We start from the raw sequence: 16,763 nt of genomic DNA on the forward strand, positions 1-16,763 counted from the left end.
ATGAACGCAAAAGAAATCTTAACGCATTTAGCCGAGCAAAAAATTTATCTTTACCTAGAGGCTGGCAAGCTAAAATCACGTTCAGCCAACGGGGCAATTAATGCCAAATTGGGTGCACTGATCAAGGCCAATAAAGCACACATTGTGGCATTACTCGAGCAGCAACAAGCAAGCCAATCTCGCATGGCTCGTATTCAACCTTTGGCAGATCACAGTCAAGTTCCGTTGTCTTTTGCACAAAAGAGACTGTGGTTTATCAATCAACTGGATAAACAAAGTAGTGACTACAATATGCCCATGGCATATCACACTGAGGGTTGTGTGAATGTGGCGTATGTTGAGCAGGCAATGAACCGAATTGTGGATCGTCATCAGATATTGCGCACTGTTTATCTGCAAGACAATGGTGAGCCACAGCAGCATTTGCGCTCGGATCTGAATTTTGCTTTGCAATACCATGATATGTGTGACGTGGCGGGTGAAATGCAAGATCTGGCAGTGACTAAACTTGTGAGAGAGGTACTCAAAGCACCGTTCGATTTGACGAATGAACTCATGATCAAAGGCAGTTACATTCGTATCAAACGCGCAACCGAGCAGCAGCCAGAAAAGGGCATCTTGCTATTTAACATGCATCACATTGCCTCGGATGGTTGGTCGATGGATATTCTGACCAAAGAGTTTTGTCTTTACTATAACGCATTAGTACAGCAGCAACCTGTTGAGCTACCACCACTGAGCATCCAATACCAAGATTACGCTGCATGGCAAAATAACCAATTGGCGGAAAGTGTGCTAGAAAAGCAAGTGAATTATTGGCAACAGCAACTCGCGGATGCGCCAGCTGTGCATTCATTGCCTCTTGATTATCCTCGCGTTGAGGCTCGTTCAGGCAAAGGGGCGTGGGTGTGTGGTAGCTTGCAAGATGAGGTAGCACAAAACTTACTGAAGCTTGCGAAACATCATCAGTTGACACCGTTTATGTTGTTGCATGGGGTACTCAACATCGTACTAGCAAGACACAGTGGATGTACCGATATTGTCGTTGGTACACCAACAGCAAATAGATTGCGTGCTGAAGTAGAGCCTTTAATTGGATTTTTCGTTAACACCGTTGTACTGCGCAGTGATGTGAGTGACGCCCCACTGAATGAATACCTAAATCGTATCCGTGATGTGCATATGCAGGCTCAGGCAAATCAAGATTTGCCTTTCGATCAACTCGTTGAACGTTTAAAAGTCTCACGCAGCAGTAGTCATTCACCGCTGTTTCAAATCATGGTCTCTGCAGACAGTAATTATGGCGGTGAGCGTGCTGTTGAGGCACAACAGGTTAGGTTATCAAATGTCACCTTGACTGCGCTGAAGTCTGAAATGGATCAGGCTAAGTTTGAATTGGGTGTGAACTTTAGTATCAGTGCTCAGGGATTAAGTGTGCAATGGAACTATGACGTTAGCCTGTTCAAACAGTCGCATATTGAGCAGCTTAATCGTCACCTGTGCACGGTGCTAGAAGCAATCGCAAAGCTACCTGTGGATTCGACGTTACCGGTATCGCGTATTCCGATGTTGTCTATAGAGGAAGAAACGCACCTAATTGAGCAATTAAATGACAATCCAGCCGACTATGATCGATTACTGACGATCACCGATAGCTTTGCCTATCATGCTGAACGTTTTGCTAACAACACCGCCATTGCTTACGGTGATCTACAGCTTAATTATCAAGAACTAGACCAATTATCGAATCGCTTAGCAAATTGCTTATTGCAATACACCAATAGTGCTGAGCAAACCTATTTTGGTATCTATTTAGAGCGCACACCGCATATGCTGGTGGCGATGTTGGCCATTCTTAAAGTGGGCGGTGTATACGTGCCACTGGACATGAATTATCCCAGTGAGCGTATCAATTACATGATCGACGATGTGCAGCTGAGCTGTATTATTGCCCGCGATGATCTGCCAGCTGAGCTACAAAACTTCAACGGTGAGGTGGTGCGTGTTAATGGACTCTTACCAAGCGATGAAGGAGGGGCAGATTTCTCTCATTTTAGTTCGCAACACATTTGTGCTCATGTGTCGGTAACGCGTGACAGTATTGCCTATTTGATTTACACCTCGGGGTCGACTGGTAATCCAAAAGGCGTGTTAGTGCCTCACAGCGGCGTGATTCGTTTAGTCAGTGATCCACGCTATATGACTTTGGATTCGAACTCGGTGTTCTTGCAGGCGGCAAATACCTCTTTTGATGCGGCGACACTTGAGATCTGGGGTCCTTTATTAAATGGCGGTTGTTGTGCTCTGTATCCTCATGGTGTGGTAGAGCCTATGCTCGTTAACCAAGCGATTGAGGACTATCAGGTTACCACTTTGTGGCTCACGTCCGGTTTGTTCACTGAATGGAGTCGTTATCAGGCAACATTACCTTCTTTACAGTTTGTGTTAGCGGGTGGCGATGTTGTGCAACCGGAGGCGGTTACTCGGGTACATGAAAGTTATCCACAGGTTCAAGTGGTTAACTGTTATGGGCCAACAGAAAACACCACCTTTAGTACGTGTTATCCCATCCCTAAAGAGGGTGACCTGACGGAAATTCCTATTGGTAAAGCGGTTAATGGCGATCATATGTTCATACTCGGACCGAGTATGGAGCTATTACCTAAAGGGTGCGTGGGAGAGCTATACGTAGGTGGTGATGGTTTGGCGAAAGGCTATTTAAATCGTCCAGATATCACCGCAGAGCGATTTGTAGCGAATCCATTCGTTACTAAAGTGTCAGGCGCAAGTGCGCGTTTATATCGCACAGGTGACCTAGTTAGATATAACTCAGACAACCATGTTGAGTATGTTGGTCGCTCGGATGACCAAGTAAAAATTCGCGGATTCCGCATCGAGCCAGGAGAAATTGAAAATGAAATCAACAGCCTAGTGAGCGTTGATTCTTCAGTCGTGCTGGTGAAAAGCATTCACTCGAGCAAGCAACTGGTTGCCTATGTCAAACTAAAAACGCTTAACAATGAGATTGCTGAAGCTGACGAGCAGCTTGCAACAATCAAGACAGAGCTAAGCGATAAAATGCCAAGTTACATGCAACCAAGTTACTGGGTTGTGGTAGACGTTTGGCCTATTAACCCCAATGGTAAAGTCGATAAAAAGGCGCTTCCAGAGCCCGTTCATAGTACCAACAATCAATTAGTACTGCCTACGACGCAGCTAGAACAAAAACTACTTCAGATATTTTCGGAACTACTACATATAGAGCCTGAGCATATCAGCGTAACGGACAACTTCTTTGAGTTAGGCGGGCACTCTTTGTTGGCAGTGCGTTTATCGTCAGAAGTGCGTGCTCAGTTATCTTTAGAGTTGAAAGTGCAAACCGTATTTGATGCACCGAGCATCGTGGAAATGGGTCGGGTTTTGGCCGCTAGTACGCCATTGCACTTGCACAACCCATTAAAGCCAGTGGCACGTGATGGGTCGTTCATTCCAGTTTCTTTTTCTCAACAAAGACTCTGGTTTATCAATAAGCTACAAGGTAAAACACCAGAGTACAACATGCCGAGTGCATTTCGTGTAAGCGGTGATTTGAATCTGCAAATCGTTGAACAAGTACTCACGCAAATTATCGAAAGACATGAAGTATTACGCACGGTGTATGTCGATCATGGCGACTATGCAACACAGAAAATTTTAACCCCAGAGCAGGCGAGTTTTTCAATTGGACGCGTTGATCTCAGTGAGGTGCCCAGCAACAAACAAAGTGGTTTGGTAAAGCAAATGACCGCTGAGTTTATGACCGACGCGTTTGATTTAAGTCACGATCTGATGTTGAAAGCCTGCTACATCAAACTAGGTAATGACAAAGGTATTTTAGCCTTTAATTTGCATCATATCGCAGCAGATGGCTGGTCGATGCAAATTATGAAAAAAGAGTTTTTTGCGCTGTATCATGCATGTGCTCAGGGTCAACCCAATCTGTTACCGCCACTTGCGCTGCAATACGCAGATTATGCGCATTGGCAACGTCGTGAGTTGGAAGAGAGCACCAGTGCGCAACAATTAGAGTATTGGCAATCACAACTTAAAGACTTACCACCCGTACATAGTTTGCCACTGGATTATCCTAGAAGTGAGCAACGTGCGCGACGTGGTGGTATGTTATCACGTTCACTGGGTGCTGATGTGGCACAGGCACTTAATGCGCTAGCCTCAGAACATAAGCTAACGCCATTTATGTTGTTACATGGCGCGGTGGCACTTGTGTTAAGTCGACATAGCAATAGTGCCGATATTGTTATCGGTACACCGGTTGCGAACCGAACGCAAGCGGAATTAGAGTCTTTGATAGGTTACTTTGCCAATACATTGGCGCTTCGCGTAAACACAGAACATCAAACGCTTGAGCAATATTTGGCGCATGTTCGTTTAACGCACCTGGATGCACAATCCAACCAAGATATACCTTTTGATCAACTGGTTGAAAAACTGAAAGTGCAACGCAGTGCGGCCTATTCACCTATTTTTCAGATCATGTTGACGACATTTACCGGATTTGGCATCAGTAGTGAACAAGAGCAGCAGTCATTCCGTTTGCCGGGTGTGCAAATGGAAGCGATGTCTGGTGATACCACACAAATAAAGTTCGACCTAAACATAGAGTTAGGTCTGGACGATGCAGGGGTTCAAGTTAATTGGAGTTTTGATGAAGGACTATTCAGTGCTGAGCACATCGCGCAATTAGCGAGTCATCTTGATAATGCCCTTGTCGCTTTAAGCAAACTTGTTCAGCAGCCACATAGCTCGCTCGCTACTTTACCGCTGTTATCAGATCAAGAAATACACCATCAAGTAACGGAATTAAATAGTCATCAAGGTGACTTTATCGATCAGTTGGGTATTCATCAACTATTTGAACAGCAAGCGGCAGAAACACCAGAAACAGTGGCGTTATGGTTAGATGAAGAAGCGATTAGCTATCGAGATCTCAATGAGCGCGCGAACCAAGTGGCACATTATTTACGCCAACAAAGTGCTGTCATGCAGCATGGGCTTGTCGGGTTGTGTGTCGATCGCTCATTAGAGATGGTGGTAGGTATGTTGGGCATTTTAAAAGCGGGTGCGGCTTACGTACCGCTAGACCCGAATTTACCCACCAAGCGTCTCGAGTTTATCGCCCAAGATGCGAATTTATCACTGATCCTGACGCAATCTCAGTTGAAGTCGAAACTGAGTGCCTTGGAAGCCTCTCTCATCAGCTTAAATGATCACAGTGACGTTGATTATCACCAAGCGGATGTTCACAACGTGACTGACGCTCAGACGTCATTTGATACGGCGCGTTTAGCTTATGTTATCTATACCTCGGGTACGACAGGCAATCCAAAGGGCGTGTTAACAAGTCACCGCTCGGTTATGGCATTTGATAGCGCATTTATGGAGCAGCTATCGCTATGTGGTGCAATGCCGCAAAGCTGGTTGTGGTTACCTTCATTTGCTTTTGATGCGGCAACGAAAAGTCTGCTGATGATTTGCCGAGGTGTCAGTACGGTGATCGTCCGTGCCAGCGATGCTAAGTCGCCGGAACAGGTTGCCCAGTTAGCGGCCAAACACGCGGTCACCATCGTTAATTCTACCCCTCAATTCTTAGGGCAGTTAGTGATGCAAAAAACACTACCAAGTGTGCATCTTATCTCGAGTGGTGACTGGCTTCATGGGCAAGTATTTGAGCAACTTTGGCAGTATAAAGAGCAGCATAAAACGGTACTCATTAATGCCTATGGCCCAACGGAGACAACGGTAAACAGTAGTTATGGCCAGATCACCGATAAAGTCAGCCACATCGGGCGTCCCTGTAAGAACTCGCAGCTATTTATCTTAGATGAAGGTGCTAGAGTGCTTCCTATGGGAGTAGTAGGGGAACTCTACATTGGCGGCGAAGGGGTTGCAAAAGGATATCTAAACAGACCTGAACTGACGGCAGAGCGGTTTGTCGCCAATCCATTTTCACAAGATGAGAAATCGCAAATATATCGCACGGGCGATTTGGTGAGATATCTACCGGATGGACGTATTGAATATGTTGGTCGATGTGACGATCAGGTGAAAGTGCGAGGCTATCGCGTTGAGTTAGGTGAAATTGAAGCACGAATTATGGATGTGCAAGGGGTTGAGTCTGTGCTGGTGACGGTGAACGAGCGTCAAGGTATACAAGAACTTGCGGCTTACATTCAGCCGAAGAGCTGTGATGTTGAAGCCAGTCAGCTGGTGAAGACGTTGCGTTTGCAATTGGCTCAGAGTTTGCCCGATTACATGGTGCCGAGTGGCTTTGCACTCATTGAGCAGTGGCCATTAACGAACAATGGAAAAATAGACAAGCGTGCCCTGCCTGCCGTTGATATGAGTTTGGCGCAAGGGGAATACATAGCGCCGGATACGGCCTTGGAAAAGCAGCTTGCCTTGATATGGAGTGAAAAGCTGGAAATCGCGGCCGAGGCACTTAGTGTGACAGCCAATTTCTTCAGTGTGGGTGGGCATTCATTGATGGGCTTGTCAGTCGTGAATGAAATCAATGAAAGGTGTCCAATTGCAGAACCATTAACGGTGAAAAGCTTGTTTAACTACCCAACGATCCGTGCGTTGGCGGCAATGATAGACAGCGGCTGTGATGCAAGTTCAGTGCAAAGCATCGATGTGTTACATGATGCAGGGGCCGCTTTACCAACCTTGTATTGTGTGCCGGGGACATTGGGGCTATCGAATAGTTTCAGTGCGATTGCCGCTGCCCTAGCAGGAACAATGAATGTGATGGCGTTTAACCATCACGGCGTAATGGATGATAGAGCAGCACACACGAGCATCACAGACAATGCACAAGCTTTTGCGGAGCTGATTATGCGCCAACATGCTCGCCAGCACCGAGTGTACTTAGCTGGCCACTCATACGGTGGGGCTGTGGCGTTGGAAATGAGTCGTGAGTTGGAGCGCCATGGTTTCAAAGTAAGTTTGCTATTGCTTGATACGTTATTGAATCAAGCAACAAACGAGCAAGAACAAGACAGCGCATTGCTGCGCGCGATCACAAGCAAGGTCGATACGCAAACTGCACACAGACTCAGTGGTGTATATCGTCAGCAATCAAGGCTATTTAGCGAATACCGCTTTGCAGAACCTGTTGAGGCTGATGTGGTGCATATCATCGCGCAAGAACACCAAGAGCGTGTGTTTGAGTTTAATAACAACTGCTCGGGAATGACGCAGGGCAGATACGATACGCGAGTAGCGCCAGGCAATCACTTCACCATGCTCAAAAACGAGGGCGCGTTAAGTATTGCTGGATTTATATATAACTTAGTGTCAGAGCAAGTTGAGAAAACAACTGCTGACTCTAGCAACTTTGCCTTAAAGGCATAATTATAGAGGTTTTATGTTTAGCTACTTTTTTAAACAGCACAAGTTATTGTTGCTCATGGCTTGTCTGATCAGTGGTGCATCAGCTGCCATCGCATTGTGGTTATTTGCCACAATAGGCAAAGTGGGGGAGACTGGCGCAGCCAGTTTCCGCCTTGACCTTTTTGCACTGGCTTTGCTGTGCTTTGTTGCGTTGTCTATGTGCTCTGCTGCTTTTTTATCGAGGTTGAGTTCGCGCGCGACGCGCTCGGTGAGACAAACCCTCGTCAAAAGAGTGATGTCGACCAGTTATGCTGATTTCGACAATATAGGCACAGAGAAGTTATACAACGTGCTTATCAATGATGTCAGCTCAATTTCTTCCGCGTTGTCTGAAATGCCGACTTTTCTGTATAACGCATTGCTCTTAACGATCTGTTTGAGCTACTTGGCGTACCTATCACCAGATATGTTCGGCATATTGGCGGGAGGGATTTTGCTGTCTGCGATTATTTCTCGTACATTGATCCGTCGGCTGTCTGCTAAATCACGCTTACTACGTCAAAGCGAAGATGTATTGATGGAGAGCTATAAAGGGCTGCTCGAGGGTTTTGCGCAGTTGACTATTTCAAAACAACGTAGCAAACATCATTACGACAATGAGCTGCTCCCGAGCATAGAGCAAATGTGTGATAGAGAGCGCCAAGTGCGGTTCAATTGGGATGTGAACCGCGGTTTTACCAGCATGTTGGTGTTTATGCTGCTCGGCATCATCATTGCTGCGAGCCAATACCTTAATAAGCCAGAAGTGTTGTTAAGTTATGTGTTGATCATCACCTTCAGTGCAAGTCCATTTGCGGCGGTAATGAATCTTGTTCAGCAATTTGCAAAGGCTAAAATTGCGCTTGATAAGATTGCGGGTTTTGCGATTGCGCAAGAAAAGCCAACCGAACAACTCTTTGACTTACAGCCTACTTTGCAATGGCAAAAAATCGAGTTTAAAGACATTTACTTTCAATACCCACAAAAAGGGTCGGAAGTGCCATTTTCATTGGGCCCCATTAATGTGACCTTGAATAAAGGCGAAACGCTATTCATCACCGGCGGGAACGGCAGTGGTAAATCAACCTTTATTAAACTGTTGCTCGGCTTTACGCAAGCTTCATCCGGTACAGTCATTATTGATGGTAAAGAGTTGGATGTCGCCGACATCGGTGCTTATCAGGCGTTATTTACGCCAATATTAGCAAATTTCTATCTATTCAACGATGTGCTTAATCGCGAAGGCAATGTGGTCGGAAAAGACACCATTGACCCTCTGTTACACAAATTTGAGATGCAAAGCAAAGTCAGTATCGACAACGATCGCTTTGTGTCGACAAGCTTATCTCAAGGGCAAAGAAAACGCCTGGCATTGATCAATTCAATCGTAGAAGAGTGCGATGTATTTGTGCTGGATGAGTGGGCCGCAGACCAAGACCCTCATTTTAGAGCGGTTTTCTATCAACAGATCCTACCTTGGCTCAAAGCACGAGGAAAAACCATTGTCGCGGTCACGCATGACGATAAGTATTTTGCGCAAGCCGATATGCGTGTGGTGTTTGATTCGGGGGTTTCACAGTTACTCAATGATGAAGCACTTGATGCCCATACATCGCAACAAGAGAACAAACAACTCCAGTTTGCCAGCTAATTGATTAGGCAAAGAGACGGCCATTAAGCGATTAATGGCTGATGAATTAAAAAGAATAAAAACGACGGAGACATTATGAATACGAGCCCCAATATGAACAGTGATGCAGTCAGTGCTGTTGACGCGTTGTTTTACCCGTTATCACGAAATGAGTTTATGGCGCAAAATTGGCCAGACAAATTCCATGTCGTGCATGGCAATGAGGCGCTGTTACAAGCGCTGATCGGTGATCCTGATTTTTCTTCCATCGAAAGATTAGTGAATGCGCCCAGCGACCATGATTTACGTGCCGACTATACCCGCACTAATTTACCAAGTCAGTTCGGTATCTCGCCGCAGCAAGCTGTTGATTTATATCATGAAGGTTGCACCATTTATTCTCGTCGATTACTGAATGATGTGGCCAACAAATGGTGTAAAGAGCTTGATCAAGTATTTGGTTTAGTACCAGGCACAGCCCAGATCAATGCATTTGCCTCTCAAGCAGGCCCCGGACTGCCTTGGCATTGGGATGCGCAAGAAATCTTTATTGTGCAAGTGAGCGGTAAAAAGCGTTGGCATGTTGCTGCGAATGAAGCGGTGAGCTGGCCGACAAAAGGTGGTCGTGCAGGTGCTGATTATCCCCCCGAAGTCGCTTATCAACTTAATAACCCCGAGCAGCCGATCAGTGAACCGAGTGAGTATGAAACTATCGACTTAGAGCCCGGCTCCGTCATGTTCTTGCCTCGTGGATATTGGCATCGAACAGAAAATATTGATGAAAGTATGCATCTGGTATTGCAAGTAAACCTGCTTAATTGGCGAGATGTGTTTACTTATCTAATGAACAACGTGCCGCTGTTTTACGGGGAACATTGGCGCAAACCAAGCCAGTCGCTCTCTCCAGATAAACTATTTACCTCAGGGTTGGAAGAGTTCCAACAATGCTGCGCGCAACTGAATGAGCTGGCGACACCACAAGGACTTATGAAAATGATGCAAACTTACGCCAATTCGCGCAAGTAGCATGTTTCGTTTTAACTGTCATGTAGGAGAAATTTCAATGGGTAGAGCTGTTGTCATGATATTGGCTGTATTACTTGGACAATCAGCCATAGCCAAAACGATTGTCGATACATCACCAGTTACCACGAATCAAGGTGGCATTGAGTTTAAAATGCTGGGTAAAGTAACCAGTTATGACGAAGTTACTTTAGCTGGGTATAGCAATGCACACCTTGAGTTTGTGAAAAAGCCGGGCAGCATCGTTAAAGCCGGTGAGGTTGTTGCTAAACTGGATACGCAATTTCTTGAGATTGAACGCGCGTTAGCCGAAGTTGAAGTAACAAAGGCGCAAGATAAATTGGCGTACCTTAATAAGAAACTAAAAAGAAATCAGTCTCTTCGAGAAACGAATAGTGTTTCACAAGAGATTTTAGACACCTTAGAACAAGAAATATCAGTAGCCAATGGTGAGTTGGCTAAAGCGCGCCTAACGCTCAAAGATTTGCAGCTGAAGTTACGCAATGCGGTGATGGTGGCGGATGTTGATGCAGTGGTCAGTGAACGCTTTTTAAACCGAGGGGATTATGTCAGCGTCGGGACAAGTGTCGCCAAGTTAATTCCATTTAACAGCATCGAGCTGGTGGCACAGTTACCCATCGAATATCGGGCCGAATTTTCTCGAGGTACGCCCATTGAGATAAATAGCCACTTGGGGCATTACTTGGTAACCATTGCTCGAGTTTTGGAAATTTCAAATAACGATACGCAATCTATCCAAGTTTTCATCACACCCAGTGATGCGTTGAGTCATCAACTCGTGATTGGCAGCCAAATTAGCTTAACGGCGAATTTGGCCGGTAAAGGCACGTATTCGGTGCCGCTGGATGCAGTGATCCCCGAGAAGAATGGTGCCTATGTATTCAAAGTGGATAAAGCCAATAAAGTTGAAAAAGCGCTGATTAATGTACTGGCCAGTAAGGAAGATCGTTATATCGTAACGGGTGCCATCAGTGCGGGCGATGAGTTGGTAATACGCGGAATGCGTAGTCTAAAAAGTGGCGATGAGGTGGTAAACCGTGCCAAACAGGAGCGCCAAGATGACAACATTTAGCCTCAGCAAGCCTTATTATGTCGCAGCTGTGTCGATTGTCTTACTTGTATTGGGTGTTATATCGGCACTTAATTTACCTGTGCAGTTATTACCAGAAATCAGCAAAAATGAGATAGTGATCACGAACACCTGGCCACAAGCGTCTCCAGAAGAAGTGGAGCGTGAAATTACAGAGCCAATGGAAGAACTGCTCTCGAAAGTGAATGGCGTGGTGGAGTACAAGTCAGACATTTCATTGGGTAGCAGCAAAACGAATTTGCGCTTTGCTTCTGGCACAGATATGAATCAGGCATACATTGATGTGATTGATCGTGTTAATCAAATCAAAACGTTACCTAAAACTGCACTGGAACCAAAAATTAAAAACTTGGCCATTAACAATAGAAGCTCTGTGGCCACATTGTTGTTGTCGCCAAAAGACCAAACCATCTTGCTGGATAGAGATGATTTTACAAAAATCTATGAGCAACAATTAAAAAACCGCTTACTTTCCATTGACGGAGTAAAGAGCCTCTCCGTCGCGCTTAATCCGACCGAGAAAAGGATCACAGTACGATTTGACCCGCACCGATTAGCCATGTACGAAGTGACATTGCCCGAAATGAAAGAAGCGCTCAACAATTCTTTAAACTCGAGTGGTGGTCAGGTTGAACAAGGTGGACGTGAATTTACGGTACGTTTTAAAGGGCGTGTTGAAGTAGATGAACTTTACCAAATTGTAGTAAAACAAAAAGCGCAAAGAGACATTCGCTTGGGTGAACTGGCCACTGTCAGCCTAGACTATGTGAGCGATGCAAGCCCAGTTTATTGGAACGGCAAAAATGCGTTTTATATTTCTATTTACCCTGCCAGTAACGCAAATACGCTTAAGCTCATTGAGTCCATCAATCAGCATTTAATCGAACTCAATCAAGATGTGCTTGGGCCTCGCGGCATGCTACTTGAAAATAGCAGTGATGATTCAAAAAATATCACCAATGCTATGGATATGCTCAAAGGCAACCTGCTACTTGGTATTGTGCTGGCAACCGTGGTGTTATTTGCCTTTATTCGCAGTAAAACGACCATTTTGGTGATTTTTTCGAGTCTGCCGTTATCAATACTATGCACCTTCATTGTTTTATCATTGCTTGAGCGCAGTTTTAATATTATCTCGATTGCGGGGGTCGCTTTATCGACAGGCATGATCTTAGATGCGGCCATCGTCATCGTCGATAGTATTGTGCGACGCAAAGAGCAAGGCGCATCAACACTGGAAGCGGTCAAAGAAGGAGCTAGCAGTGTATCGGGGGCGTTAGCAACCTCGGTTATTTCCAGTGTCGTGGTCTTTATTCCAATTGCACTTATGGAAAGCGCTGAAGGGCAGTTGTTCCACGATTTAGCGATTACCATATCGGTGGCACTCATGAGTTCGTTGCTGGTCTCGATGAGTGTGATCCCGCTGTTGCTCAAATTCTTTTTAAACAAATCGTCATTGAACACGCAATCACATCCTGTGATTGATAAATCAGCCAGTGCCATTACACGCGCGGTGAAAGATAAAAAAGTGGCGATCGCCTTGGTTTTCGCACTTTTTATTGTGCCTGTACTTGGCTTAAAGTGGGCCATGCCACATGCAGAGGTGCTCCCTCAGGTGAAAGGTAATATCGCTTGGGGTTATTTGAACTTTAATCAGTCACTGAATGATGAAGCGGTTAAATCAGAGGTGATCCAACCGTTGATTGAAAAAATAGAAGGCCATATTGCATCAGGGCAACCGCCATTTATTTATGACTATTTAATTTACTCAGACGGTGACAAAAGTGCGACAGTGCTAGTGAAAGGCAATGATGATACGGATGTGGCAGAGATCAAAAACTGGCTACGCAAAGAGCTTGCGCTCAATGATGCACTCTATCAGATTTATTCTGGCGTCGAATCCATTTTACGCACCAGCTTGTCCAATAGTCGAGAAGTGTCGATAGATTTGAGCGGTAAAGATTTCGAGCATTTACAGTCAGTCGGCAAACAAGTGAAAGAGCTAGTGCGCGCGTCATTTCCCGATGTACGCGTTCGTACCAATATTCCACTTGAGTTAGCAAATCCAACGTATGTGTTTGCTCCAATCAATGACAGAATGTTTAGTCTTGGGGAAAATCAGCAAGGCTTATCAACAAAATTGGCGGCGATGAATTATGGGTCATATGTCACAGAGTACTTCGACGGTAACCAAACCTTACCTCTCTTCTTGCAAGCCCATGAATGGCAAAGTGTCGATCAACTTTTGGATGCGCCGTTTTTCTTTCCTGGGAAGGGCGCAGTCCCATTACGCTCAATGGTCAATTATGAATTGAGTGTGAGCGCACAAGAGTTGTTCCGTCTAAATGGACATCGTACGCTGTCTGTGAAAGTGACGACGCCAGATGGGATAGCGTTACAAGATTTCATTTCTCAGCTTAAAGAGCAAGTTGGGCCGCAAATTCAGCCTTTGTTGGCAGATAATGAATTCTTTAGTTATCGCGGCAGTGCCAGTCGCTTACAACAGTTAATAAGTGAAATGCAGAGCCAATTCTTATTCGCGACATTGTTGCTGTTATTGCTCGTTATAGCTCTGTTTCAATCGGTGAAGTATGGGGTGCTCTGTTTACTGTCACTACCCGTGGCTATCTTTGGCGGTGCGCTATCGCTGCAACTGGTGAATGTATTTGTCTTTCAACCGATGGACATAATTACCATGCTTGGCTTCATTATTCTCATTGGTTTGGTGATCAACAACGCCATCTTGTTTGTTGAATTTTACCGGGCTCAGCTAGATGAAATAAATGACCATTTTGCAGCCATTGAATCGGCCATTCGTAATCGTAGTCGCGCTATCTTGATGAGCTCCCTGACCAGTATATTTGGTATGTTGCCCTTGGCACTACTGCCGGGTACCGGGGTTGAGATCTATCGAGGTTTAGCCGTCATCATTGCCGCTGGAATGCTGTGCAGTTTGCTATTTTCTCTACCGGTACTGTCTGCTTTGTTAACCTTAACGCACCGTGAGAAGCGTGACCAAGCACAGCCAAAAATTAAGGCCGCAATCAGTCTTGCTGTCAGCAATGATACATCCACCGAATCACTGCAATATACCCAAGTAAAATAGGAACTCGCAATGAAATATATAATGACCGGATTAACACTGTTGGCCGCTTTTTCTGCCAACGCCGTGCAGGTGAATACATGTCAGCTGAATACTGATTTGCATTATCAAGTTGAAGGCCAGACACTCACCGTCGCACATGATGGAACACAACTGGTGTTAGATGCGGCGTCTTCACGACTGACCGATAAAAAAAGTGACATAAAGCACACAGAAGTCGTGCAGTTAGACGCTTCTCTACGCGCAGCACTTAGCGATATGAAGCAAATGCAACTCGCTACTTTTAAACTTGAACTGCTAGGGGGGACGCTGGCTAAATTATCACATGACCAGCCTCTGCCCAAAGATGCACAGAAAATCATTCAGTTATTAGCCCAGACATTTGATGGATCACAACAATATCAGCGCTATACCGGACTGAATGTTGAGCATGCAAAATGGCAAACCAAGTCACAGCAGCTAGCGGCACAATATTATGCATCTTTAGCAGGTGTGTTAGAGAGCGCCGTTGCGTCTGACTCTGATGATTCGTCCATCATTGAACTGCTGAGTGAGCGTCAGCCTCCGATTGGAGAACGCGTCGAGCAGTTATCAGCAAGCTTATGTGAAAATGCAAAAAATGTGGCGCAGTTACAGCAATCGCTTAAGTCCGAGTCTTGGTTTTTATCAACAGTTGAATTGGCTCAAATCGACGTTAAAAGCTATGCGAAACGTTAATGGCATATTGTAACAAGCGAACGTAATCACTGGCAGCGAGTGATGAACCCATTTGGGGTGTTGTTGTGTAGAAGGCCTCGTAGCATGTGACGAGGCCTTTTTATTTGGGTTGTTACAAATGGACATTAGAGTTTCAGCGTTTTGCGTAACAGGGAGTGGTGATCTGAAAGTGCACTTTTTGTATAGTGCTTATCATCGTTGTCAAAGCTAGTTACAATAGCCGATATTGTGTATAGGGTAAGTAATACGCCTATGCTTAGTTGTTTCTATAAAGTTGTATATACAGCTGATATTTAAGGATATTGTGTTCATGGCGCTCACTTCAATCATTCTTGCTGCGGGTAAAGGCACCCGTATGCGTTCAAAATTACCCAAAGTTTTGCATGCGATTGCGGGCAAACCTATGGTTCAGCATGTGATTGACAATGCTGCAACACTCGGCTCTTTGCAGGTAAACCTTGTTTATGGACATGGCGCTGAGCAGTTAAAAGCAGCACTTGCACACAATCAAGTGAACTGGGTTCATCAAGCGGAGCAACTTGGAACGGGTCACGCAGTGGCGGTAGCCAAAGAGCATATTGGTGATGATGACACGGTGTTAATTTTGTACGGTGATGTCCCTTTAACTAAGCGTGAAACACTAGAACGCTTACTTGCCGTCACGCCTAAAAACGGTTTATCCGTGCTGACGGTGACTTTAGACAACCCGATGGGTTATGGCCGAATGATCCGTGAGAATGGCAAGTTAGTCGGGATTGTCGAGCAAAAAGATGCGACGCCAGAACAACTTGCCATCAACGAAATCAACACAGGCATCATGGCAGCCAATGGACGTTTACTGAAAAAATGGCTTGGACAGCTATCAAACGACAATGCACAAGGTGAATATTACCTGACAGATATTGTTGCTATGGCACACAGTGAAGGCGTTGAGATCACGTCTGCGCAACCTGAACACCCAATGGAAGTGGAAGGGGCGAATAACCGTGTGCAGTTGGCGGCATTAGAGCGAGCTTATCAAGTTTGGCAGGCTGAAACATTGATGCTCAATGGGGCGAGTTTAGCGGACCCAAGTCGTATCGATGTGCGTGGCACGGTTAAAACTGGGCAAGACGTACAGATAGACGTTAACGTGATTTTTGAAGGCGATGTCGTGTTGGGCGATGATGTTGTGATTGGTCCAAACTGCGTACTGAAAAACTGCACCATCGGAGATGGTGTCATCGTGAAAGCCAATACCATGATTGAGGATGCACAAGTGGCTGCGAAGTGTACTTTGGGTCCGTTTGCACGCTTGCGCCCGGGCGCAGTGATGGAAGAAGACTCGCATGTGGGTAACTTCGTGGAAATGAAAAAGACCCGTTTAGGTAAGGGCTCAAAAGCCAATCATTTAACCTATCTTGGAGATGCTGAGATTGGCGAAAAAGTGAACATTGGCGCGGGCACAATCACTTGTAACTATGATGGTGTGAATAAATCAAAAACCATTATTGGCGATAATGCCTTTATTGGCTCTAATTCAGCATTGGTTGCCCCGGTCACAATCGGTGAAACGGCGACGGTTGGCGCAGGTTCCGTGATCACGGCGAAGGTTGAAAATGAGCAACTGGCTGTTGCGCGTGCTAAGCAACGTAATTTATCTGGCTGGCAGCGACCCACAAAAAAGTCTTAAGCAAATGAAAATAGAGCGCTTTTTAGGCTAATGCCGATCAGTTAAGAAATATTTCAATGATCGGTTGACCGATCTT

The 16,763-nt window shown here is 45.4% G+C and carries 7 protein-coding genes; all 7 read left to right on the top strand.

Features of this window, described 5'->3' with window-relative positions:
• Entirely contained in the window at positions 1-7,413 is a 7,413-nt protein-coding gene (locus tag AC5FX4_RS02745; RefSeq protein WP_493604988.1) for an amino acid adenylation domain-containing protein, read from the top strand.
• 13 nt (positions 7,414-7,426) lie between these two features.
• On the top strand, positions 7,427-9,082 hold the full coding sequence (locus AC5FX4_RS02750) for a cyclic peptide export ABC transporter (RefSeq protein WP_493604989.1): 1,656 nt from the start codon (positions 7,427-7,429) through the stop codon (positions 9,080-9,082).
• A gap of 75 nt (positions 9,083-9,157) precedes the next feature.
• Positions 9,158-10,087 carry a JmjC domain-containing protein gene (locus AC5FX4_RS02755; protein ID WP_493604990.1) on the top strand — a complete coding sequence of 310 codons (930 nt, stop codon included), beginning with the start codon at positions 9,158-9,160 and terminating at the stop codon, positions 10,085-10,087.
• A gap of 37 nt (positions 10,088-10,124) precedes the next feature.
• Positions 10,125-11,177: an efflux RND transporter periplasmic adaptor subunit gene (locus tag AC5FX4_RS02760; protein WP_493604991.1), complete on the top strand. Its 1,053-nt coding sequence runs from the start codon at positions 10,125-10,127 to the stop codon at positions 11,175-11,177.
• Positions 11,164-14,301: an efflux RND transporter permease subunit gene (locus AC5FX4_RS02765; protein WP_493604992.1), complete on the top strand. Its 3,138-nt coding sequence runs from the start codon at positions 11,164-11,166 to the stop codon at positions 14,299-14,301. Before AC5FX4_RS02760 ends, AC5FX4_RS02765 begins: the two co-directional genes overlap by 14 nt.
• Before the next feature lie 9 nt (positions 14,302-14,310).
• Entirely contained in the window at positions 14,311-15,015 is a 705-nt protein-coding gene (locus AC5FX4_RS02770) for a hypothetical protein (RefSeq protein WP_493604993.1), read from the top strand.
• Positions 15,016-15,325: 310 nt separating this feature from the next.
• Positions 15,326-16,687 (top strand): bifunctional UDP-N-acetylglucosamine diphosphorylase/glucosamine-1-phosphate N-acetyltransferase GlmU, encoded by a 1,362-nt coding sequence (glmU, locus tag AC5FX4_RS02775; RefSeq protein ID WP_493604994.1) that lies wholly within the window; start codon positions 15,326-15,328, stop codon positions 16,685-16,687.
• Positions 16,688-16,763: the final 76 nt, after the last annotated feature.

The organism is Pseudoalteromonas sp. ATL1 (assembly GCF_058933015.1).